The organism is Bradyrhizobium sp. ISRA436, assembly GCF_029910015.1.
Classification (GTDB): Bacteria; Pseudomonadota; Alphaproteobacteria; order Rhizobiales; family Xanthobacteraceae; genus Bradyrhizobium.
In genome coordinates this window covers 1,621,130-1,641,051 of the sequence record NZ_CP094519.1, presented here as the reverse complement: position 1 = coordinate 1,641,051, position 19,922 = coordinate 1,621,130, and the positions used below count along the sequence as shown (strand labels likewise).

Annotated in this window: 19 protein-coding genes and 1 pseudogene; 5 read left to right on the top strand and 15 right to left on the bottom strand. The window is 64.8% G+C overall.

Annotated features, from left to right (window positions below; genetic code table 11):
* Nucleotides 1-3: 3 nt before the first annotated feature.
* Together MTX23_RS07835 and MTX23_RS07830 are read right to left on the bottom strand one after the other, a co-directional pair.
* Nucleotides 4-516 (bottom strand): N-acetyltransferase, encoded by a 513-nt coding sequence (locus MTX23_RS07835; protein ID WP_280976038.1) that lies wholly within the window; start codon nucleotides 514-516, stop codon nucleotides 4-6.
* A gap of 115 nt (nucleotides 517-631) precedes the next feature.
* Nucleotides 632-1,120 carry an NUDIX domain-containing protein gene (locus MTX23_RS07830; protein WP_280976037.1) on the bottom strand — a complete coding sequence of 163 codons (489 nt, stop codon included), beginning with the start codon at nucleotides 1,118-1,120 and terminating at the stop codon, nucleotides 632-634.
* Between the two features lie 135 nt (nucleotides 1,121-1,255).
* Between MTX23_RS07830 and MTX23_RS07825 the strand changes: the two genes are divergently transcribed.
* Entirely contained in the window at nucleotides 1,256-2,143 is an 888-nt protein-coding gene (locus tag MTX23_RS07825; RefSeq protein ID WP_280976036.1) for a metallophosphoesterase, read from the top strand.
* Here MTX23_RS07825 and MTX23_RS07820 read toward each other — a convergent pair.
* From MTX23_RS07820 to aceA, 3 genes are all read right to left on the bottom strand, one after another.
* Entirely contained in the window at nucleotides 2,140-2,712 is a 573-nt protein-coding gene (locus tag MTX23_RS07820; RefSeq protein WP_280976035.1) for a hypothetical protein, read from the bottom strand. The two genes, MTX23_RS07825 and MTX23_RS07820, sit on opposite strands and share 4 nt — an antisense overlap.
* Before the next feature lie 210 nt (nucleotides 2,713-2,922).
* The gene (locus tag MTX23_RS07815; protein ID WP_280976033.1) at nucleotides 2,923-3,132 is read right to left on the bottom strand and encodes a hypothetical protein; all 210 of its coding nucleotides are present in this window, start codon (nucleotides 3,130-3,132) and stop codon (nucleotides 2,923-2,925) included.
* Nucleotides 3,133-3,163: 31 nt separating this feature from the next.
* Entirely contained in the window at nucleotides 3,164-4,474 is a 1,311-nt protein-coding gene (gene aceA / locus MTX23_RS07810; protein WP_280976032.1) for an isocitrate lyase, read from the bottom strand.
* Between the two features lie 396 nt (nucleotides 4,475-4,870).
* Here aceA and MTX23_RS07805 point away from each other — a divergent pair, with 396 nt between their 5' ends.
* Nucleotides 4,871-6,313 carry a short-chain fatty acyl-CoA regulator family protein gene (locus MTX23_RS07805; protein ID WP_280976031.1) on the top strand — a complete coding sequence of 481 codons (1,443 nt, stop codon included), beginning with the start codon at nucleotides 4,871-4,873 and terminating at the stop codon, nucleotides 6,311-6,313.
* A 26-nt stretch (nucleotides 6,314-6,339) separates the two neighbouring features.
* On the opposite strand, the gene MTX23_RS07800 is transcribed toward MTX23_RS07805, so the two are convergent.
* On the bottom strand, nucleotides 6,340-6,594 hold the full coding sequence (locus tag MTX23_RS07800; RefSeq protein ID WP_280976030.1) for a hypothetical protein: 255 nt from the start codon (nucleotides 6,592-6,594) through the stop codon (nucleotides 6,340-6,342).
* A gap of 565 nt (nucleotides 6,595-7,159) precedes the next feature.
* A pseudogene (locus tag MTX23_RS07795) lies at nucleotides 7,160-7,875 on the bottom strand (IS5 family transposase).
* 717 nt (nucleotides 7,876-8,592) lie between these two features.
* Between MTX23_RS07795 and MTX23_RS07790 the strand changes: the two are divergent.
* Nucleotides 8,593-9,618, top strand: coding sequence for a MerR family transcriptional regulator (locus tag MTX23_RS07790; RefSeq protein ID WP_280976029.1), 1,026 nt, complete (start codon nucleotides 8,593-8,595; stop codon nucleotides 9,616-9,618).
* 89 nt (nucleotides 9,619-9,707) lie between these two features.
* Nucleotides 9,708-10,703, top strand: a complete 996-nt coding sequence (locus tag MTX23_RS07785; protein WP_280976028.1) for a LysR family transcriptional regulator — start codon at nucleotides 9,708-9,710, stop codon at nucleotides 10,701-10,703.
* A 62-nt stretch (nucleotides 10,704-10,765) separates the two neighbouring features.
* Here MTX23_RS07785 and MTX23_RS07780 read toward each other — a convergent pair whose 3' ends face one another.
* The 5 genes from MTX23_RS07780 to MTX23_RS07760 all read right to left on the bottom strand — a co-directional run bounded on the left by MTX23_RS07780 (nucleotide 10,766) and on the right by MTX23_RS07760 (nucleotide 15,492).
* A complete protein-coding gene (locus MTX23_RS07780) occupies nucleotides 10,766-11,428 on the bottom strand; it encodes a hypothetical protein (protein ID WP_280976027.1) in 663 nt (220 codons plus the stop codon).
* 204 nt (nucleotides 11,429-11,632) lie between these two features.
* A complete protein-coding gene (locus MTX23_RS07775; RefSeq protein WP_280976026.1) occupies nucleotides 11,633-12,442 on the bottom strand; it encodes a class I SAM-dependent methyltransferase in 810 nt (269 codons plus the stop codon).
* A 14-nt stretch (nucleotides 12,443-12,456) separates the two neighbouring features.
* Complete coding sequence (locus MTX23_RS07770) at nucleotides 12,457-13,998, bottom strand: radical SAM protein (RefSeq protein ID WP_280976025.1); 1,542 nt, start codon at nucleotides 13,996-13,998, stop codon at nucleotides 12,457-12,459.
* Nucleotides 13,999-14,014: 16 nt separating this feature from the next.
* Nucleotides 14,015-14,410: a vitamin K epoxide reductase family protein gene (locus tag MTX23_RS07765; RefSeq protein ID WP_280976024.1), complete on the bottom strand. Its 396-nt coding sequence runs from the start codon at nucleotides 14,408-14,410 to the stop codon at nucleotides 14,015-14,017.
* A 287-nt stretch (nucleotides 14,411-14,697) separates the two neighbouring features.
* Nucleotides 14,698-15,492 (bottom strand): dienelactone hydrolase family protein, encoded by a 795-nt coding sequence (locus MTX23_RS07760; protein WP_280976023.1) that lies wholly within the window; start codon nucleotides 15,490-15,492, stop codon nucleotides 14,698-14,700.
* A gap of 288 nt (nucleotides 15,493-15,780) precedes the next feature.
* Between MTX23_RS07760 and MTX23_RS07755 the strand changes: the two genes are divergently transcribed.
* Nucleotides 15,781-16,929 carry an ABC transporter substrate-binding protein gene (locus MTX23_RS07755; RefSeq protein ID WP_280976022.1) on the top strand — a complete coding sequence of 383 codons (1,149 nt, stop codon included), beginning with the start codon at nucleotides 15,781-15,783 and terminating at the stop codon, nucleotides 16,927-16,929.
* 98 nt (nucleotides 16,930-17,027) lie between these two features.
* Here the strand turns inward: MTX23_RS07755 and MTX23_RS07750 are convergent, their stop codons facing one another.
* The 3 genes from MTX23_RS07750 to MTX23_RS07740 form a co-directional block, all read right to left on the bottom strand.
* Complete coding sequence (locus MTX23_RS07750; protein ID WP_280976021.1) at nucleotides 17,028-17,273, bottom strand: hypothetical protein; 246 nt, start codon at nucleotides 17,271-17,273, stop codon at nucleotides 17,028-17,030.
* 76 nt (nucleotides 17,274-17,349) lie between these two features.
* Nucleotides 17,350-18,459 carry a M48 family metallopeptidase gene (locus tag MTX23_RS07745; RefSeq protein ID WP_280977998.1) on the bottom strand — a complete coding sequence of 370 codons (1,110 nt, stop codon included), beginning with the start codon at nucleotides 18,457-18,459 and terminating at the stop codon, nucleotides 17,350-17,352.
* An 8-nt stretch (nucleotides 18,460-18,467) separates the two neighbouring features.
* Nucleotides 18,468-19,613 carry a DUF898 family protein gene (locus MTX23_RS07740; protein ID WP_280977997.1) on the bottom strand — a complete coding sequence of 382 codons (1,146 nt, stop codon included), beginning with the start codon at nucleotides 19,611-19,613 and terminating at the stop codon, nucleotides 18,468-18,470.
* Nucleotides 19,614-19,922 lie beyond the last annotated feature (309 nt).

Genomic DNA, 19,922 nt, shown 5'->3' with positions numbered 1-19,922 from the left:
AGGCTAAAACGCCTTGCTCCAATCGGGCTGGATCGGCCCGGACACGCCCTCGAAGGCGCCATCGACCAGTTCCAGGACAAGCAAACGGCTGTAATCGACCGGGCCGGGCATGGTCACCCGTCCCTTCGGGATCGGCTTGAAGCCGACACGTGCATAATAGGGCTCGTCGCCGACCAGTACGATGAGCCGATGGCCTTCCGCGCGGGCGTCGTTGATCGCGCGCTTGAGCAGCGCGCGGCCGACGCCGCGGCTGCGGAACGGCGGCTCGACCGTCAGCGGTCCGAGCATCAGCGCAGGCGTGTCGCCGATACAGATCGGCAGCTGCCGCACCGACCCGACCAGCAGCGTGCCGATCCGCGCCGTGAAGGAGACATCAAGCAGGTGATCGACATGCTCGCGCAGCCGGTAGGCGCTGAGAACGAAACGGCCGGGCCCGAAGGTACGCTCGTGCAGGCGCTCGATCGCCTGGGCGTCTTTCGGGGTCTCGGGCAGGATGGTCAGGGACAGCTCGGTCATTGTGGAGCGCGGGATAGCATCTGATGCGTGTGCGGTCCATCGCCCAGCCAGCGGGAGCTGCGGCTTTCTGGCCGTCGCGGAGCGTGATGTCCGCCGGTTACCGATTGAGCCGCATTCACCGCCATGTGGCCGTCAACGGCCTGCCCTCGAGCACCTCCGCGATCCGCAATCGTGTGCCGGGCGTGGTGCCGTCAGGCAGCGCAGCCGGATCGAAGAAACCGCAGGCCACGATCTCGCGATTCGGCTCCGGCAGCCGGTCCTGCCGATAATCTCTGATAACATAGACCGCGACGTGATCGCGGCGGGAGACGTGGCTGTTGAAGAAGATGCCGTGCAGCGCCGGCTCGCCGGCGAGCTCGATCCGCCCCTCCTCGACCAGCTCGCGCCGCAGCGCCTCCAGGACGCTCTCGCCGACCTCGACCCCGCCGCCCGGCAGATACCAGCCGTGAACGTAGCTGTGCTTGACCAGGAACACCTTGTTGTCGGCGTCAAGCACGACGGCGCGGACGCCCAGCGTCATGCCGCGGACCAGCCGCCAGTAGAAGTGAAACACCCGCCTGAGCTGCGGCTCGAAGCGCTTGCGTAGGCCCGGCAGGTCCGTCACTGAACCCTCGACATCATGGTGTTTGATCCTTGCGCGGACGCGGTCCGCTTGCCAATACAGAGCAGGATTTTCGGGATAGCACGACATGACCGGTTGCCGGCCACCTTTTACAGGCAATCCGAACGGGACCGAATGATGGCGGCGTTCCGGCTCGCGCACCTGTCCGACCCGCATCTGCCGCCATTGCCGGCGGCACGGCTGCGCGATCTCGCCGGCAAGCGCGTCTTCGGCTATCTCAACTGGACACGTAACCGTCACAAATACCACCGCCGCGACGTGCTCGACACGCTGGTGTCGGACATGCAGGCGCAGCAGCCGGACCATGTCGCCGTGACCGGCGACCTTGTCAACCTGGCGCTGGACGCCGAGTTCAATCCGGCGCGGGAATGGCTCGAGGGCGTCGGCCGCCCCGCCGACGTGACCGTGGTCCCCGGCAACCACGACGCCTATGTGCGCGCGACCCGGCACCGCTTCGCCCACATCTTCAGCGACTACCTTCGCGGCGATACCGCCGACGTACCGGTGAGCTTCCCCTTCGTGCGCCGGCGCGGGCCGCTGGCGCTGATCGGCGTCTCCTCGGCGGTGCCGACGCCACCGCTGATGGCGACCGGCTGGCTCGGCCACCCGCAGCTTGCCGCGCTGGACACGATCCTCGCGCAACTGTCGAGGGACGATGCCTTCCGCGTCCTGCTGGTGCATCACCCGCTGCACTCCGACGGACGCGCGAAGCGTTTGACCGACTCGCATCAGCTGCTGGCGCTGCTCAAGCGGCACGGCGTCGAGCTGGTCCTGCACGGCCACGACCACATCCATTCGACGATGTGGTTTGACGGTCCCGACTGGAAGATCCCGGCGATCGGCGTGCCCTCGGCATCGGCGCTGGCGCGCGCGCACTATCCGGCCGCGGCCTACAACCTGTTTTCGATCGAGCGCAACGGCAATGCGTGGCGCTGCGAGCAGACCGTGCGCGGCCTCGACGGCGAGCGGCGTGTCGTGGAACTCTCGACCGCGCGGCTGATCTAGAAGTCGCGCAGGCTCGAGAACAGCGCGAAACCGAACAGTGTGAGCGCGCCGATGATGAAGCCGAGCACGAACACGCCGAACCTGCCGCGCCGCTTCGGCGCCGGCAGGGGCGGCGGCTGCGCCGGCGGTTCGGCAACCGGAAGCGGCGTTGCGACCATCGCGTGCTCGCGCTCGATCAGGCGCCGCGCCACATAGTCGGTGACGGCATCGACGATCGCGGGCACGTCGTGCGATTCGGCGAGCACGATGCGGCCGAACCTCGTATCCTGCACGAAGCGGTAGATACGCTTGTCGCGGCCCATCAGGATGTGCGCGACGACATCGATCCACAACCGCGGCGTCTCGCCCTGGCTGATGCCGCGGTCGAACAGGTCGACCTTCTCCGGCACCTGGGCGAACAGCGGATCGAGCGCGTCGTTGAGAATCTCGAGCCGCGCCACCTCGGCATCGCGCAACTCGACCACGACGCCGGTACGGTCGGCCGCCTCGATTCGCGCCCGCCGCAAGGCCTCACGCAGCGTCGGCCGCAGCTCGCGCGCCTCATTGCCGGTGTTCTGGAGGTCAGACATGCCTCGCGGCCTCATGGTGACGAGTTTTCGTAACCGTTAACCTACCAGCAACCATGCCGTCCGCAAAGGCTGTTTATTCCCAAGGGGTTACGCAGCCACTTATCCCCAGACCAAACCCAAGGGCAGCTGTCCCGAAAGCGGACAACCCCACCCGGATGAACCGGATGGGGCCGCCGTCCTTGGACGTTTCTTGATTGGATGAGGCGGCCGTCAGGCCGAGACCCGCGACGGCTCCTCGACGATCGAGAAGCGCACGCCGGCCTTGTGGCGATGCTCTTCGGAGACCTCGCGCCAGCAGTCCTCTGCTTCCTTGCGGGTCTTGAACGGGCCTTTGACCTGGGCGGAGCCTTCCACCAGCTTGTGGAAGTTCATCGAGCCGAACTCGCCGCCGATCACCCAGAAATTGCTGCCTTTGGTCATTGTCAGTCTCCTCACAAAAATCCGGCCGTCTTTACTCGGCCGCCTGAACGGTGATGTCAGAACCGTGCGACTTGAACTGCGCGGCCTCGGTCGAATCGTGAAGCGCCGTGGTCGAGGACTGGCCACCGGAGATGGTGGTCGAGACCAGGTCGAAGTAGCCGGTGCCGACCTCGCGCTGGTGGCGCGTAGCCGAGTAGCCGTGCTTCTCCGAGGCGAACTCGGCCTGCTGCAGGCGGGAATACGCCGCCATGCCTTCGGTCTTGTAGCCGCGGGCCAGCTCGAACATGCCGTGATTGAGCGAGTGAAAGCCCGCCAGCGTCACGAACTGGAATTTGTAGCCCATCGCGCCGATCTCGCGCTGGAACTTGGCGATCGTATCCTTGTCGATGTTGGCTTCCCAGTTGAACGACGGCGAGCAGTTATAGGCCAGCATCTTGTTCGGATACTCCGTGCGCACCGCTTCCGCGAAGCGCTTGGCGTCGTCGAGATTGGGCGTCGAGGTTTCCCACCACAACAGGTCGGCATATTTGGCGAACGACAGCCCGCGCTTGATGCAGTGATCGACGCCCGTGCCGGGCTTCAGGCGATAGAAACCTTCCGCGGTCCGCTCACCGGTGATGAACTCGCGATCGCGCTCGTCGATGTCGGAGGTGATCAGCTTCGCGCTCTCGGCATCGGTGCGCGCCATCACGAAGGTCGGCGTGCCGCAGACGTCGGCGGCGAGACGCGCAGCGATCAGGTTGCGCTCATGCGCCGCGGTCGGGATCAGCACCTTGCCGCCCATGTGGCCGCACTTCTTCTCCGAGGCGAGTTGATCCTCGAAGTGAACGCCGGCCGCGCCCGCCTCGATATAGGCCTTCATGATCTCGAACGAGTTCAACGGACCGCCGAAGCCCGCTTCCGCGTCCGCGACGATCGGCAGGAACCAGTCGATCTTGGCGCCGCCTTCCGCGTGCTCGATCTGGTCGGCACGCTGCAGCGCGCGGTTGATGCGGCGGCAGAGCTCAGGGCCGGCATTGGCCGGATAGAGGCTCTGATCCGGATACATCGCGCCCGCGGTGTTGGCGTCGGCCGCCACCTGCCAGCCTGAGAGATAGATCGCCGGCAGACCGGCGCGGGCCTGCTGCATCGCCTGGTTGCCGGTCACGGCGCCGAGCGAGTGCACATAGGGCATCGTGTGCAGCGAATCCCACAGACGATTGGCGGCGCGCTCCGCGAGCGTATAGGCGATCGGGAAGGAGCCACGCAGCTTCTCCACCTCAGCCGGTGTGTAGGGACGCTGGATGCCGTCGAAACGGCCCTTCGGCGCACTCGGGACCAGCTGTTCAAAGGTCTTCGCCATCTGTCCTCTCCAATCGACATTCTTGACAGTGCATTGCGAAACGCGTCTCAGGAGATAAACGCGAAAAGAAGAAGTTCGTATAGACTCCTTGTTTTTGAATGGTGATGTCATGTAACATATGAACTTGTAATAAATGTCGATTTGTAAATTTTGTCACAATAAGGTTCAGGAAGGCTGTCATGCATGCGCTCTTTTCTCCCTCTCCCCGTTCTTACGGGGCCGGGACAAGCGAAGCTCGCCCTGTGAGGGTTGGGGTGAGGGGCCCCCATCCGCGAGCGATAAACGCGGATGGACCTGTACCCCCTCACCCGGATCGCATCAGGCGATGCGATCCGACCTCTCCCCGCAAGCGGGGCGAGGTGATCCGAGTTCACCCCCACAGCCCGGGAGCCGTTGATGCCCGCTGAGTCCGGCAAGAAACTCTTCGTCGGCCCCCGCTTCCGGCGGATCCGCCAGCAACTCGGGCTGTCGCAGACCCAGATCGCCGAGGGGCTCGGCATTTCGCCCTCCTACATCAACCTGATCGAGCGCAATCAGCGTCCGGTCACGGCGCAGATCCTGCTGCGGCTGGCCGAGACCTACGACCTCGACCTGCGCGACCTCGCCACCGCCGACGAGGATCGCTTCTTCGCGGAACTTAACGAGATCTTCTCCGACCCCCTGTTCCGCCAGATCGACCTGCCGAAGCAGGAACTGCGCGACCTCGCCGAGCTCTGCCCCGGCGTGACGCATGCGCTGCAGCGGCTCTATGCCGCCTACACCGAGGCGCGCCGCGGCGAGACGCTGGTCGCCGCGCAGATGGCCGACCGCGAGGGCTCGCAGTTCGAGGCCAACCCGATCGAGCGCATCCGCGACCTGATCGAGGCCAACCGCAATTATTTTCCGGAGCTCGAGACCGCGGCGGAAAACCTGCGCGACGAGATCAACGTGCCGGCCGAAGACCTGTTCGCCGCGCTCACCGCGCGCCTGCGCGAGAAGCATTCGATCGTCACCCGCATCATGCCGGTCGACGTGATGCGCGAGACGTTGCGCCGCTTCGATCGCCATCGCCGGCAGCTCTTGATCTCCGAGCTCGTCGACGGCCCGGGCCGCAGCTTCCAGCTCGCGCTGCAGCTCGGCTTTGCCGAATGCGGCGCGAGCATCGATGCGATCGTCGGCCGCGCCGGCCCGCTCGACGACACCGCGCGCAGGCTCTACCGCATCACGCTCGCCAATTATTTCGCGGCCGCCGCGATGATGCCCTACCAGGCATTCCATTCCGCGGCCGAGGCGCTCAGCTACGACGTCCATGTGCTGGCGCAGCGCTTCAACGCCGGTTTCGAGCAGGTCTGCCACCGCCTCACCACCTTGCAGCGGCCGAACGCGCGCGGCGTGCCGTTCTTCATGCTGCGCGTCGACAATGCCGGCAATGTCTCGAAGCGCTTCTCCTCGGGCACCTTCCCGTTTTCGAAATTCGGCGGCACCTGCCCGCTCTGGAACGTGCATTCGACCTTCGACATGCCCGACCGCCTGCTGAGCCAGGTGATCGAATTGCCCGACGGCACGCGCTATTTCTCGATCGCGCAGATGGTGCGCCGGCCGGTCGCCCCCTATCCGCAGCCGCAGCCGCGCTTTGCGATCGGATTGGGATGCGAAATCCGCCACGCGTCGAAGCTCGTCTACGCCGCCGGCATGGATCTTGAGAAGGTCGAGGGCACGCCGATCGGCGTCAACTGCCGGCTCTGCGAGCGCGAGAACTGCAGCCAGCGCGCCGAGCCGCCGATCACGCGCAGCCTGATCCTGGACGAAACCACGCGGCGGGTGTCGTCGTTCGCGTTCTCGAACGCGCGGGAGCTCTAGTCTGATCCTCCCCTGGACGGGTGAGATCAATCCACCGTCGCGAAGGCCTTGCACCAGCCGTCCTTGCTGATCTCGCCTTCGATCACCTTGCAAGCATTCGGCGCCACGAACAGTGTGCACAGGCCGCAGGAGTAGATGCCGTTCGGCGTGTCCTGATAGGCGACTTGCGGCTTGGTCATCTTGTCGGAGGCTGCGGCGGTTCGGCATAACATCGTCGTGGGGATCGCGACGATCGCCGCAACGATCTCGCGTCGAGAACGGCGCCCTTGTTGCTCGGTCATTGCGCCTCCATCTGCTGCCGCTCGCAATTGTAGCCGTCATTGCGCGCGAAGCGAAGCAATCCATTCCGCAACTTGCCGCGACAATGGATTGCCGCGGCGCTACGCGCCTCGCAATGACGGGGACAGCTCCGAGTTCACATTTCAAACAGCGCGCTGTCATGCCCCGCACATGCGGCGTATCCAGTACGCCGCGCTTCCCGGTTCAATCACTGACACTCTGGAATACTGGATCGCCCGCTTTCGCGGGCAATGACAGTTGATGAGGGTATGGCTTCGCGTTCTCGCGGCGCGCTGCGTCCGAGCTTTGCCTCTCGTTTCGCCCTCTCATCGAGCAGAGGGCGCAGGGAAAGCCGGGTGCCGATCGCACCCATGGGCCCGGTGCAACAAAAAAAGCACCGGGGTAGGACCACAGGTGAAACCGGAGCAATCCCGGCTTTCCCTGCGCGATGGTTTTACGGCTTATACGTGCTCTCCCCGGCGAGACTGGGCTTTGTTGTCACCGTCACCAGCGAGAGAATTTGACTCTCCTGCTGATGAGACACCTGCCACTAGGCAGTGTGGACACTTATCGCATCCATAGGACGATGGCAGCGAGAGTGACGACGGCTCGGTAATTTCGGGCGGTTTTTTCGAAGCGGGTAGCGACGCGACGGAACTGCTTGAGTTTGGAGAAGCAGCATTCCACGAGATGGCGCTGGGCATAGAGATGCTTGTCGAGCGGATATTTGAGCGCGCGTGACGGGTTGTTGGGGATGACGGCGAGCGCGTTTTTGGCGGCGATGTGTTTGCGCAAATGATCGGCGTCATAGGCCGTGTCGGCGATGACGACCTCGGCAGGCAGTCCCTCGATTAACGCAGCGGCTTGCGGTGCATCGCCCTTCTGGCCTGCGGTGAGCGTGAACCGGACAGGACATCCCAAGCCGCGAACGGCCATATGGATCTTCGTGCTCAGGCCGCCGCGCGAGCGGCCAAGCGCCTGATCTTCAGGCCCCCTTTTTTCGCGCCGGCGGCGTGCTGATGCGCCCGGACGATGGTGGAATCGACGATCAGGTATTCGAAGTCCGGATCATCGGACATCGCCTCGAAGATCCGCCACCAAACACCCTTGGCGCTCCATCGGCTGAAGCGCCGGAACACACTGTTCCAGTCCCCGAACACCTCCGGAAGATCACGCCAGGGAGAGCCCGTGCGCACGATCCAAAGCACACCTTCCACGAACATCCGGTTGTCTCGCCCGGTCGAGCCCTTCTGGTCGGGCCGGCCGATGATCAGCGGCGCCATGCGCTCCCAGGCCGCGTCGCTCAATACCAAACGATCCATCACACCCAAGACTGCCTCCCCAAAAGCAGACTTGAATCTGATTTGCTCTCAAAAGGGAATCCTTAGAGTCCACACTGCCTAGGGCGTCAGGCCTGTACGACTTCACCGTCCGCCTCACGCGCACTCGTCAGTTGCGCAATCGGCGTCCACCGCATCTCGACCCAGCACTCGTGACGATCGCGAAGCGCCCCTCAAGCGGGTGAGACAGGCCATTCATACACTGAGTTACAATTCCGATAAACAGAAATATTTTTGCTGCGAGGGCTTGCCACGTCGGGCAACTCAGTGATTGGCAAGTCAGGGACGCACCGGCGGAAGGGTTCCCTCTCCCCTTGCGGGAGAGGGTTAGGGAGAGGGGTGCCACACGACGTGCGGTCTCCGTATCGCTACGACGACAAGCAAACAAAATTGCGAGAGCAATGCGCTCATCGAACAACTCAATCCGCGGCTTACCCCTCTCCCCGCCCCTCCCCCGCAAGGGGGGAGGGAGCCTGAACAGTGTGCTCACCTTACCGTCAATCCGGGCTCGCGCTGCTTGCGTCACGAAAGGACGTGGAGAGACGAACACAGCAAACCGCCGCCTCTCACGCCGGATTGGGGACGGCGTCCCTCTCCGCTTGACCTTGCCCCTGCGGCTGCCTCCATAAGGGCAGCGGTCAGACGATGCGAGGTGATTCGATGAATGCTGCCGCAAGATTCCTGAGCCCGTCCGAAGCTGCGAGGCAGCTCGGCATTTCCGCAAAGGCGCTGCGCCTCTACGAGGAGCGCGGCCTGATCGCGCCTCACCGCACGCCGGCGGGATGGCGCGCCTATGGTCCGGCCGAGATCGCCCGCTGCACCGAGATCGTCGAGTTGCGCGCGCTCGGTCTCAGCATCAGCGAGGTGGCGCGGATCCTGAACGGCGATGCCGACATCCTCACCCGCGTGCTGACCGCGCACGAGGCCGCGCTGGAGGAGCGCATTCGTCAATCCGGCAGCAGCATCGTCAAGGTTCGCCGCCTGCGCGCCGAGCTTGGCCGCGGCAAGCTGCCGGCCACCCGCGACGTCATTGGCGCGGTCAGGCCGCGGCCGGCCGTCAGCATTGCGTTCGATCTGCCGTGGCCGTGGGGCGGCGAACGCTTCGAGCTGCGCGACATCAGGCTGCTGAACTACATCGTCGGGCCGCTCGGCAGCGGCAAGACACGCTTCGCGCAGCGTCTGGCCGAAGCGCTGCCCGATGCCGCTTTCGTGGGACTGGACCGTGCGGCAGACGGCGGTGCCGCAATTGCCGCGCGCCTCGATGCCGACGCGGCCCTGAAGGCGAAGGTCGACGAGATCCTGGCCGCGCTCGCGGATGACGGCGCCGCGGCATCGCCGGCACTGACCGCCCTGCTCGCCATGTTGCTGGCGGACGGCCCTGCGATCCTCGTGATCGACTTGCTGGAACAGGGGCTCGACGCGCCCACCCAGGAGGCCCTGATCGCCTATCTGCGCCGCCGCGGGCCATGCGCGCGGCCGCTGTTCCTCCTCACGCGGTCCAACGCGATCCTGGATCTCGACGCGGTCGGCGCGGACGAGGCGATCATCCTCTGCCCCGCCAATCACAGCCTGCCGACCTGCGTCACGCCCGTTGCCGGCGCCCCCGGCTACGAGGCGGTCGCGACCTGCCTCGCCTCGCCGGAGGTTCGCGCACGCACCGAGGGGGTGATCGCATGCCGGGCCTGACCACTTCAGGTTTCGTTTTCAACAATCTGCGACCTTAACGCCCGGTTCCGGTCGGATATATCGCTGGAAGTGTGCTATAAACCCGCCAAATGAGCGAGCTCCCCCGCACCCAGGCCTTGCGCTGCTTCATCACTGTTGCCCGTGAAGGCACCGTGTCGCGCGCGGCGTCGGTGCTGAAGCTGACCCAGCCGGCCGTCAGCCTGCAACTGAAGGCGCTGGAGGAAAGCACCGGCCTGCAGCTTTTCAACCGCACCCCGGGCGGCTTCACCCTGACGGAAGCCGGCGTCGCGCTGCTGCCCCTGGCGCACAAGGCCGTGGCTGCGGCCTCCGACTTCAAGGCGACGGCGGACTCGCTGAAGGAGACCCAGCGCGGAACGCTCCGCGTCGGCACTATCCTCGATGCCGAATTCACCAGGCTCGGACCGTTCGTGCGCACCCTCGCCACCTCGGCGCAGCGGACCGAGGTGTTCTTGCGCCATGGCGTGAGCGACGACGTGCTGGCGCAGATCGGCCGCAGCGAGCTCGACGTCGGCTACTATGTCGACGCGACGCCGGCGGACCAGATCGCACGCCACAGGTTCGCCGAGCGCACCATCGCCGATGGACGCTACCAGCTGGCGCCGCTGCTCTGCTACGACTACCGCGTCATCGCGCCGATCGGCTGGAGCGACCGGGTGATGGGCAGGGACTGGGCGGAGCTCGCTCGCCTGCCCTGGCTCGCGACACCGACGCATTCCGGCCACCGCCGGCTGCTCGACGACATCTTCCGCCCGCTCGGCGCATTGCCGAAACGTGTCGCCTATACCGATCAGGAAGAGGCGATGATCGACTTCGTCGAGTCAGGCATCTGCCTCAGCCTCGCGCGCGACAGCGTGCTCGCGCCGCGACTGTCGCGCCCACACAAGTTCGTGGTCGCCGACAAGGTGAAGCTCACCTGCGACTTGAGCTTCGCCTGCCTCGCCGCACGGCGCCAGGAACCCGCGATCGCGCGCGCCTTCACCGTCGTGCGGGCGCTGTGGGATATCAAGCCCACGATCGCGGGCGCCGGCCCGTCACGCTCGCGGAAGGTGGCGAAGAACGTCTAGCGGAGGGGAGCACGATCCGCGGTGATGGATCGAGGTGGCGGCCACCCCACGAAGCGCATGGACTACTCCGGACGCGCAATCAGTTGATGGTGGGCGTCGATGCCGATCCGGCCACGTTCGAGACCGTGTGGCTGGCCGCCGCTGTTGTAGATCAGAAGGACGGCGTTGGCGTGCGTCGGCATGCTGGGCATCGTCACCGAAACGCTCGCACTGCCATCCGGTTTGGTCGTGAAGCTGTTTGTCTTTCCGGTCCCGTCAACCGGAGTGAAGGAGATCGGTGTCGTGTCGAAGTGGTTTTCGAACAGACTGTAGCTCGCGTTCGGCTGCAATCCCTTGAAAGTCGCCTCGAGAGTCACTTTGCCGTCCTGATCAGCGATCGTGACGGTGCCGCTGGCCGAGAGCCAGGACTGCAGATCGAAACCGAGCGGCCTGTGATCAGCGCTGAACAGCTTGGACGTCTTGGCGTCCTGGTCGATCAGGGCCGGGCGGACCCCGGCATCATGCCTGATGCCCTGCGGGCCGGTGGCCGCTTGCGCGGAGGCGTCTTCGACGAAGACTTGCGGATCGATGGCCTTCGGTTGCTTGGTCTCGGCCGAGAAGAAGGCCGCATGCGTCATGAACGTCACCTTTAAGGGCGACGCCGAGAACCCGTTCTCGACCGAGGTAAGGAGCAATCCGGCGGCGGCCGCCAGGACCACGAGGCGTCGATTGAAGTGACTATTCATTTGAATATCCAGTTAGCTGTTGCGTGTGGTGTTCGCGGCGCGGGCAGCGGACAACGCCGATCGGGCTCGGAATCCCGAACACAAGTTCGCTCGAACCTGGCTCGATGTTACGTTCGGGTGCCAAATTTAGAACATCGGACGCCTGGAAAGCAGGGCCGAAGCTCGCTTGGACGGCGCCAACGGCGGAAACGTGCCGTTCGCGCTCTAACCGCCCTTCTTGGCCGTCACGATCGCATAGCCGAGCTTGCCCGCCTTCGCCGCGGCAAGAGCGTGCCGCACGATGTCCTTGACGATCGACAGGTCGACGCCCGGCAATTCGACCTTCTTCAATCCGACCATGATTTCCGCCGCGAAGAGCCGTGAGCGGATCCGCTCGACGAATTCGATCAGTGCATGGTCGTGTTCTTCCGTGATGCCCACGATCAGGCCGGCACCGGCGAGCAGCGCGAGATAGTCCTCGATGCGCCGCGCATCCGCGACGCAGGCGATCCAGGCCGCGAACCCCTCGAGTTCGCCAGCCAGGGGGCCTCGGCGCGTCAAGTCGCTCAGACCGACCCACCCGCCCGGTCTCAGCACGCGGGAGAATTCCGCGACCGCAGCCGGCTTGTCCGGAAACATGCACAACGCGCACTCGCAGACGATCGCGTCGAACTGCCCGTCGGCGAACGGCAGCCTCTCGGCGTCGCCGCAGTAGAACGCGACCCTGTCGGCGAGCCCTCGTTCCGCGGCCTGATGTCGCGCCGATTCTACGTTTCTGCGCCCGGAGTCGAGGCCGACCACTTGGCACCCGAAGCGCGCAGCCAGCTCCAGCGCGCTGGTGCCCTGACCTGCGGCGACATCCAGGACGCGCGTGCCCGGTCCCAGGTTCAGGATCCGGCCCAGTCGCTCCGTAAGCCGGGCGCCGCCGGGGTGAAGCTGATCGCCGGCCAGGATCCTCACGGCGTCATGGTCATAGGCGGCTGCGCAGCACCGCTTGATGATCGTCGGCGAAGCTTCGGGGTCGTCCGCGCGCATCGGCTTGGTCTCTCTCATCGAGCCCGTCGGTCTCCGAATTCGAAGATGACAGGCTTCGGTTCGTAGGGCCGCCCCTCCCTCCTGGCCTGCCGCCGTTCCGGCTCCATGGCGTTGAGCTGCTCGCGCGCCTGCTCCCGGTAGCCGACCGAATTGTAGGCGCAGAACGGGATCTGCTTGCCGCCCGGCAGCAAGAACTCCTTGCAACATTTCATGAGGTTCTTCTGGTTGAAGGTCCAGGGATCCATAAAATCCTGCAACATGATCATGATCATGCTCTTCGCGATGCTCTTGATCGCCAGACCGTCCGGAAGCTCGCAAGCCTGGCATGAGATCGCGACCTGGCGCTGTGCCGCATCTGAGCCGGCCACGGAGGACGAGGACCAGAGGCCTTCCAGCGCGGCCCTGACCTCTCGGCTGAAATCCGGAACGATGCGGTTCGTGATGTAGTCGAGGTAATCGCCGACATCGACGATGCGCGGCAAGGGGGTGACCTTGTCTCCCTCGATGAAGGCGTAGGTCACGGAATTGCACGTGGGAAAGCAGCACGGCACCGGCACGAAATCCGAGGCCACGAACTTGCCGCCGGTCTGTTGCTCGATCAGCCGCACGATCTCGGGGATCGTCATCCGCTTCATCGGGTCGTGAGAGAAGTGCCGGCCTGCATGAAACGCCGGTTGGAATGTGATGCCACGAACGGCCGGATGCTCAATCGCGAATTCGACGATCCGCCCGATCTCATGTTCGTTAACGCCGCGTTCGATCGCCGGAACGATGGTCACGTCCAGGCCGATTTCGGCGAGGCGGTCCAGGGCGAAGAGCTTCTCTTCAAGAAGGTCGGGCTCGCCGCGGATCACCCGATAGGTCTCGCGTTCGAAACCGTCGAACTGGAAGTACAGCGAAGGCCGCACCTGCTCAAGTTGCTTCAGGAACCCATCGTCGCGAGCGATGCGCTTGCCGTTGGTGTTGATCATCACGAAGCGGATATCGCGGGCGTGCGCGGCCCGGACGAAGTCGATGATCCGAGGATGCATCGTCGGTTCGCCGCCCGAGAACTGCACGACCTCGGGGCGCCCCTCAGTCCGGACGTAGTCGTCGAGCATCTGCTCGACTTCCTCCATGCTCAGACTGAAGCCGGGCGCCGCGTCCGCGAAACAAAGCGGGCAATCCATGTCGCACGCGCTGTTGACCTCGACGATGCCGAGGCAGGCGTGCTGTTCGTGGTCCGGGCAAAGGCCGCAATCGTGCGGGCAACCCCGATCGCGAGACGTGCCGTAAGCGAGAGGTATCGTGCCCGGCTTGTTGTAACGTGCGAACGACAAGTAGGCCTGCGCATCGTCGTACACAAGCGACATGAACGGTCCGCATTGCGGGCAGCGCTTGCTCATGTAGACCTTGTTGTCGCGAAACAGGATCTTGGCGTCGATCACGGCCTTGCACGAGGGACAGATGCTGCGGGTGAGTTCGTGGAACACGTAGTCCGAGTCGGCGCGCCGGCGGTCGTCGGGTCCATCCAGAGCCACCTCGCGGCCGGACGCGGCAGGGCTTTTGGTATCCATACTCGACTCCTGCATCTCACCCGAGCTTCCAGACCGACCAAAGCAGCACCGGAGACAGTACCGCGGTCGTCAAGCAATAGAAGCAATAACCGCCGAAGTTCATCATGTCGCGGAGGCCGAGGACGTTCGCCACAGTCGCCACGCCGGCAAGGGCGAGCAATGCGATCCAGATCCAGCGGGCGGGCGGCACGATCAACAGCACAAGGATCGTGATGTAGAGGACGGCGCCGATATAACCGTCGGGAATTCCGAAGGGACGCGCAAAGGGGGCGTCAGCGACCCCCTCGCACTCACGGCCGAAGAATGGGCAGATCAGGCGACCCACCAGGCGGCTCTGATAGAGCCCGACATAGATCATCGCGGCGGCGCTGGCCGCCGAGACGGCGAAGGCGAGGTAGCGAAAGGCATTCATCGTCGATGCGACCTTCTGATACCCTCTATCGCCGCCGCGGTTCGACGGATGGCGCGGCATTATATCCGACCGCGAGTGCCTGCAAGCAACGCTTATGAACAGTTCGATCCGGCGGCGAAAAGGTTACCGTCGCCGGCGCCGATTTCGCCCGTCTTCGGGCAGGCATTCCGGATCGCGTAGCCGATCTCGTCCACCGCAGCGTGCCAAGAGCGAAGCTGCGGCCCTACCTATCTCGCGCCTCAACCAGCCACAGATGGAAAAGGCCACCACGTGGGTGGCCCTTTTGTTTATTTCTTGAGGTCGGCGGCAAAGAACTTGGCAGCTTCGGCCTTCGATTCCTGATCAGCCTTGGCGTCGTATCTGAGCGGCAGGTTGAACTTCTTGCCGAGTTCGGTGGCCTCGGGGTTCGTGAACGCGTGCACGGCGCCGGGATACTCGATGATCCGGTAGTCGGCTTTCGCTGCGTCGAAATCCTTCTTGAGCGCATCGTACTGCTCGCGCTTCACGAAGGGGTCGTCCGCGCCGTTCAGAATGAGGATTTTCGCCTTGACCGTTCCCGGCGCCGGCGCGGGGGTGTTGAGACCGAGTGATGCGTGAAAGCCCGCAACGGCGGCGAGATCAGCGCCGGCGCGCGCCATGTTCAGCACCACCGCGCCGCCGAAGCAGTAGCCAACGGCGCCGATCCGCTGGGGATTGACCGAGGCCTGCTTGGCGAGTTGCTCGCGCGCCGCGTTGAAGCGCGACTCCATCGCCTTCGGGTTCTTCATCACTGCCCCCGAGAGCGCGCTGGCGTCCTTCGGGTTGTCGGCGGTCTTGGCGTCGCCATACATGTCGGCAATGAAGGCTGTGTAGCCCTGCTCTGCGAACTTCCGCGCCTCGTTATGCATATGCTTGGAGATGCCCCACCATTCGTGCACCATCACGATGCCGGGCCGCTTGACCTGGGTCGCGTCATCGTAGACGACGAAGCCCTTCATCGTGGTCTCGCCGTCCGTATAGGTGACCGGCTCTTCCTTGACCGCTGCGTTTGCGCTCGCGACCATCGCGATGGCGCAAAGTGCTCCCACTATGTTCGTTCGCATGCTGACCTCCTGCGGGTTTGGCACAACGTTACATTGGCATGCCGGTGGGTCCTGCGCTAGGCCGTGAAAGCGGTACCGGTGCCCGCGCAGGCTGCGCGTCATCCATTCTTCAAGTGCTCGGGCGTCGAGCACCTTCGCCCCGACTGCCACCGTCCTTCGCAGTTGCTCGATGTCCCCAATCAGGGGGACAGACACATGGTCCACAATCAATATGATGCGAAAGCCGACCGTGTTCCGGCTATCGTCGGTTACACATCATAAAAAGAGCTTTCCAGGGAGGTATTTGCAATGAAGCTGGCTCTTGCCGCACTTTGGATTTTCGCCGGCTCGGTTCTGATGGCCCCGGATGCCAACGCGGACATCAAGGTCGGGATCGTGGTCTCGGCGTCCGGACCTGGCTCGGCACTCGGCCAGCCGCAGATGCGGACGATCGCGGCGCTGCCGAAGGAGATCGACGGCGAGAAGGTCGTCTACATCGCGCTCGACGACGAATCGGACCCCACCAAGGGGACGCAGAACGCCCGGCGCCTCGTCATCCAGGACGGCGTCGACATCCTGATCGGCTCCTCGCTGACGCCCGTGACCATGCCGATGCTCGACGTCGCGCTGGAATCCAGGACGCCGATCATCTCGCTCGCGGCTGCAACCGCGATCGTGCAGCCGATCGACGACCGCCGCAGATGGGCGTTCAAGGTGGTGCCTAACGACGACCTGATGGCCGGAGCGATCCTCAAGCACATCGCGAAATCCGGGATCAAGACGCTCGGCTATATCGGCGTATCGGACGGCTATGGCGAAGGCTACTACAAGGAGATCAGCCGGCTCGCACCGACGCTGGGCTTGACCGTCACGACGCATGAGGTCTACGCGCGCGCCGACACCAGCGCCACCGGCCAGGCGCTGAAGGTGATCGCGACCAACCCGGAGGCCGTGTTCATCGCATCCGCCGGCACGCCCGCCGTGCTGCCGCAGGAGGCGCTGCGCGGGCGCGGCTATGCCGGCAAGATCTTCCAGACCCACGGCGTCGCGTCGGAGGAATTCATCAAGCTCGGCGGCGCCAATGTCGAGGGCGCGGTGTTTACCGGCGAGGCCTTCACCATCGCCGACGATCTGCCGGCGAACGATCCGTTCCGGCAGGTGCGTGACGCGTTCGTCTCGTCCTATGAGAAGGTGAACGGACAGAAGCCGAACATCTTCGGCGCGCATCTGTGGGACGCCATCGCCCTGTTGAAGCGGGCGGTGCCAAACGCATTGAAAGTGGCAAAACCCGGCACGCCGGAGTTTCGCGCCGCGCTGCGCGACGAGCTGGAGCGCGGCAAGGACGTCTACCTCAACAACGGCCTCTCGACCATGAGCGCGACCGACCACAATGGCTACGACGAACGGTCGGCGTTCCTCATCAAAGTGGAAGGCGGCAAATTCCGACTGATGAAGTAGGCGCGTCGGACCACGAGCCAGCCGTACGGGATTGACGCGCGGCCTCGTTCCTTTTGCCGGGGCTGCGCGTCACGCAATGCGTGGCGTGGCGGCGCTGCCTATTCACCGCCCCATCGCCATCGCGGCGGCTCGCCCTTCCACCAGCACACGCCGAAGAGCAGGCCGCTCAACACCAGAACATAGGTAATGAAGCCCGGCGGCGAGTGCCGAGGTATCAACACGGCCCCGATGGCAATGAGAACCAGGAAGGCTACGAAGACCGCCCAACCTTGCCAGGTGATCGGGAGCCCCCAACCCCAGCCGTAGCGCTTGGCGGGAAACCAGTATCCGGCATCACGCGGCATGGGGCTCCTCCAACAGCCGGTCTCGAAATGCTTGGCCTCAATGCTTGGCCTCGATCCTCGATCTCAAACCCTGGCCTCACACCTTCCCCGCCCGGCAAATCCCCTTCAGTGCCTGCCATTCGGTCGCCGACAGCAGCGGCGCGCCGGTGACCGCGGCGCCGCCGTCCGCCTTGCTCATGCGCGCGAGGCGGTCCTCGGTGAGCGGATGATTCGAAACGAGCGACAGCCCCTTGCCGCCTTCCTTGCCGGTGACGCGCAGCATCAATTCGCCCATCGGCTGCGCCGGACGGCCGAGCCGGTGCATGGTCTCGATCGCGAAGGTGTCGGCATTGCTCTCGGCGTCGCGCGAATAGGATGACGTCACCAGCGTGCGCGAGGTGAAGATCAGCGCGCCGGAGCCGGAGATGTCGCCGAACAACAGCCCGATCAGGAACGAGGTGCCACCATTGTGGATCAGTTCGCGCATGCTGTCGCGATGCCTGACATGGCCGAGCTCGTGGGCCAGCACACCGGCGACCTCGTCCGCGTTCTCGGCCTTCGCCAGCAATCCCTCGAACAGGTAGACCTTGCCGCCGGGTAGCGCGAAAGCGTTGGGGACCGACGTCGCCAGCACGGCGGACTGCACAGCATTGTCGAGGCCGGCGGACTGCCTGAGCGCGCCGACCAGCTTCTCGAACGCGGCCTGGCCCTCGGCATTGTCGCAATGCTTGGCCTTGAACATCACCTCGACCTGCGCGTCCGCGACGTCGCCAAGCCGCCGCTCGAAGGAATCCGGCACCAGCGGCGTCAGCCTTTCGGCGGCGCGCGGTACGCCGAACAGCACCACCAGCACGATCGACGCCGCGGCCGCGAGCGACCAGCCGACGATCGCGGCGACGCCCTTGCGGTTCGGCAGGTTCTCCTCCAGCCGGCCGCAGCGCGCGACGAGCTCGGCGGCGAGCTGCGGATCGCGGATCTCGAGCCGCGCCGGCGCGGCAAGGCAGCTCAGCCGCAACAAGCCCGACGGGCTGTCGGCACGGCGGATGTCGCCAAAGGCCCAGGTCGCGAGTACCGCGCCGTCTGCGACCAGCTCGAGCGCATCGCCGAGCCGCAGCATCACGCTATGCCGCTTGCTCGACGTCCCGTCGAAATAGATCGCCGTGACCCCCTGCGGGGGCCGCGCGGCGCCGGTTGCGTCATCGTTCATCGTCATGGTCAGAAGCCCGCGACATCGAGGCCGTCGGCGAAGCCTTCGCCGAGCGCGTTGGCGAGCCCGCCGCGCGCCGTGACATTGGCCGCCGCCTCGACATTGTGCACGATCGTCGACGACAGCACGCGGACCCAGAGATCGCGCAGCAGATAGACCCGCATCACCACATTCATCGCCAGCGCGAAGGCCAGGTAGCCGATGCCGGCGAAGGCGATCAGCGGAATGCTCTTGGCGAATGCCTCGGTCTTGAAGAAATCCTCGATCGAGGAGCCATCCATGCTGGCGACCAGGAACGCGCACAGCACCAGATAGGCCGAGAATGCGACGCCGAGCAGCATGATCCAGCCGATCACCTTCCAGTACAGCCCGATCAGCGCACTGCGCCGCAGGGTGGATTCCAGCCTGACCTCGCCGAAGCGGATGCCCGACAACCACCAGCGCCACTCGACCGCCTTGAACGCGCCGTAGACAAACGGTGCAAAGATCACCAGATACAGCGCAAACGGCGTCAGCAGCCACAGCCACCAGCCACGCTTGAAGAACTCCCAGCCGCTGCCTTCGAAGCTGCTCTGCAAATCGCCGTAATAGGAATGGCGCATCTTGTAGCGCTCGAGCGCCGCCTCGCGCCACGGCAGCGCAAGGCCGAGCGTGATCATGACCAGAAGCCCCCACAGCGAGGCCTTGAGCGCGTAGATCCAGCCCGAGCCGCTCATCCAGAACCCGACACCGCGCCACACCGTGCGGGTCAGCCGATAGCGCCGCGCGCGGTAGATCGCGAACTGGCCGAAGACATAGAAGAAGGCAACCAGCGGCAGCGAGGCGAACGCCTTGACATGCTCGGCCTCGAGACCCGCGAGGAAATAGGCGAGATAGACCGGCACCAGGATCGCGAGCGCGATCAGGAAGCCGATCAGGAGCTCCTTGCCGCGGCCGGTATATTCCGCCCCGTCGCCGTCGACCAGCGTGTTGGACCAGAGATGGCGGCGGATGTCGGTCGCGAGCCAGAACCGGTAGAAGCCGACGGTGACGAGCTCGAGCCCGGCGCCGCGGACGATCAAATGGAAGAACTCCCTCCGCTTCCCGGAGAACGCCACCGGCATCGGCGGCGGAATCGGCTCCGGTTGTGGCGGCCCAATCGGGGTCCAGCTCATGTCGTTCACGGATCAGCTCCAGGCGGGACAATCTCTGCGGATCAAAAGCACAGGTTAGTCGCACCGAGTGTGATCCAGGTTTCATAGAACGTCGAGAGCGCGGCATGGCTTCGGCACTGCGGCGAAAGCTTTGCATCAACGGGGGGTTGCCTGGAACGTGAAATCGACAGCCGCGATGGCGTTGTTGATGCCGTCGCGATGTCACATCCGCCATCGTCTGTCGCTTGCCCTCCTCACACCGTGTTCGCGAACAGCTCGCGGTCGCCATGCAGCGGATCTCGCTCTGTCGCTTCGTCCTGCAGATCGCGT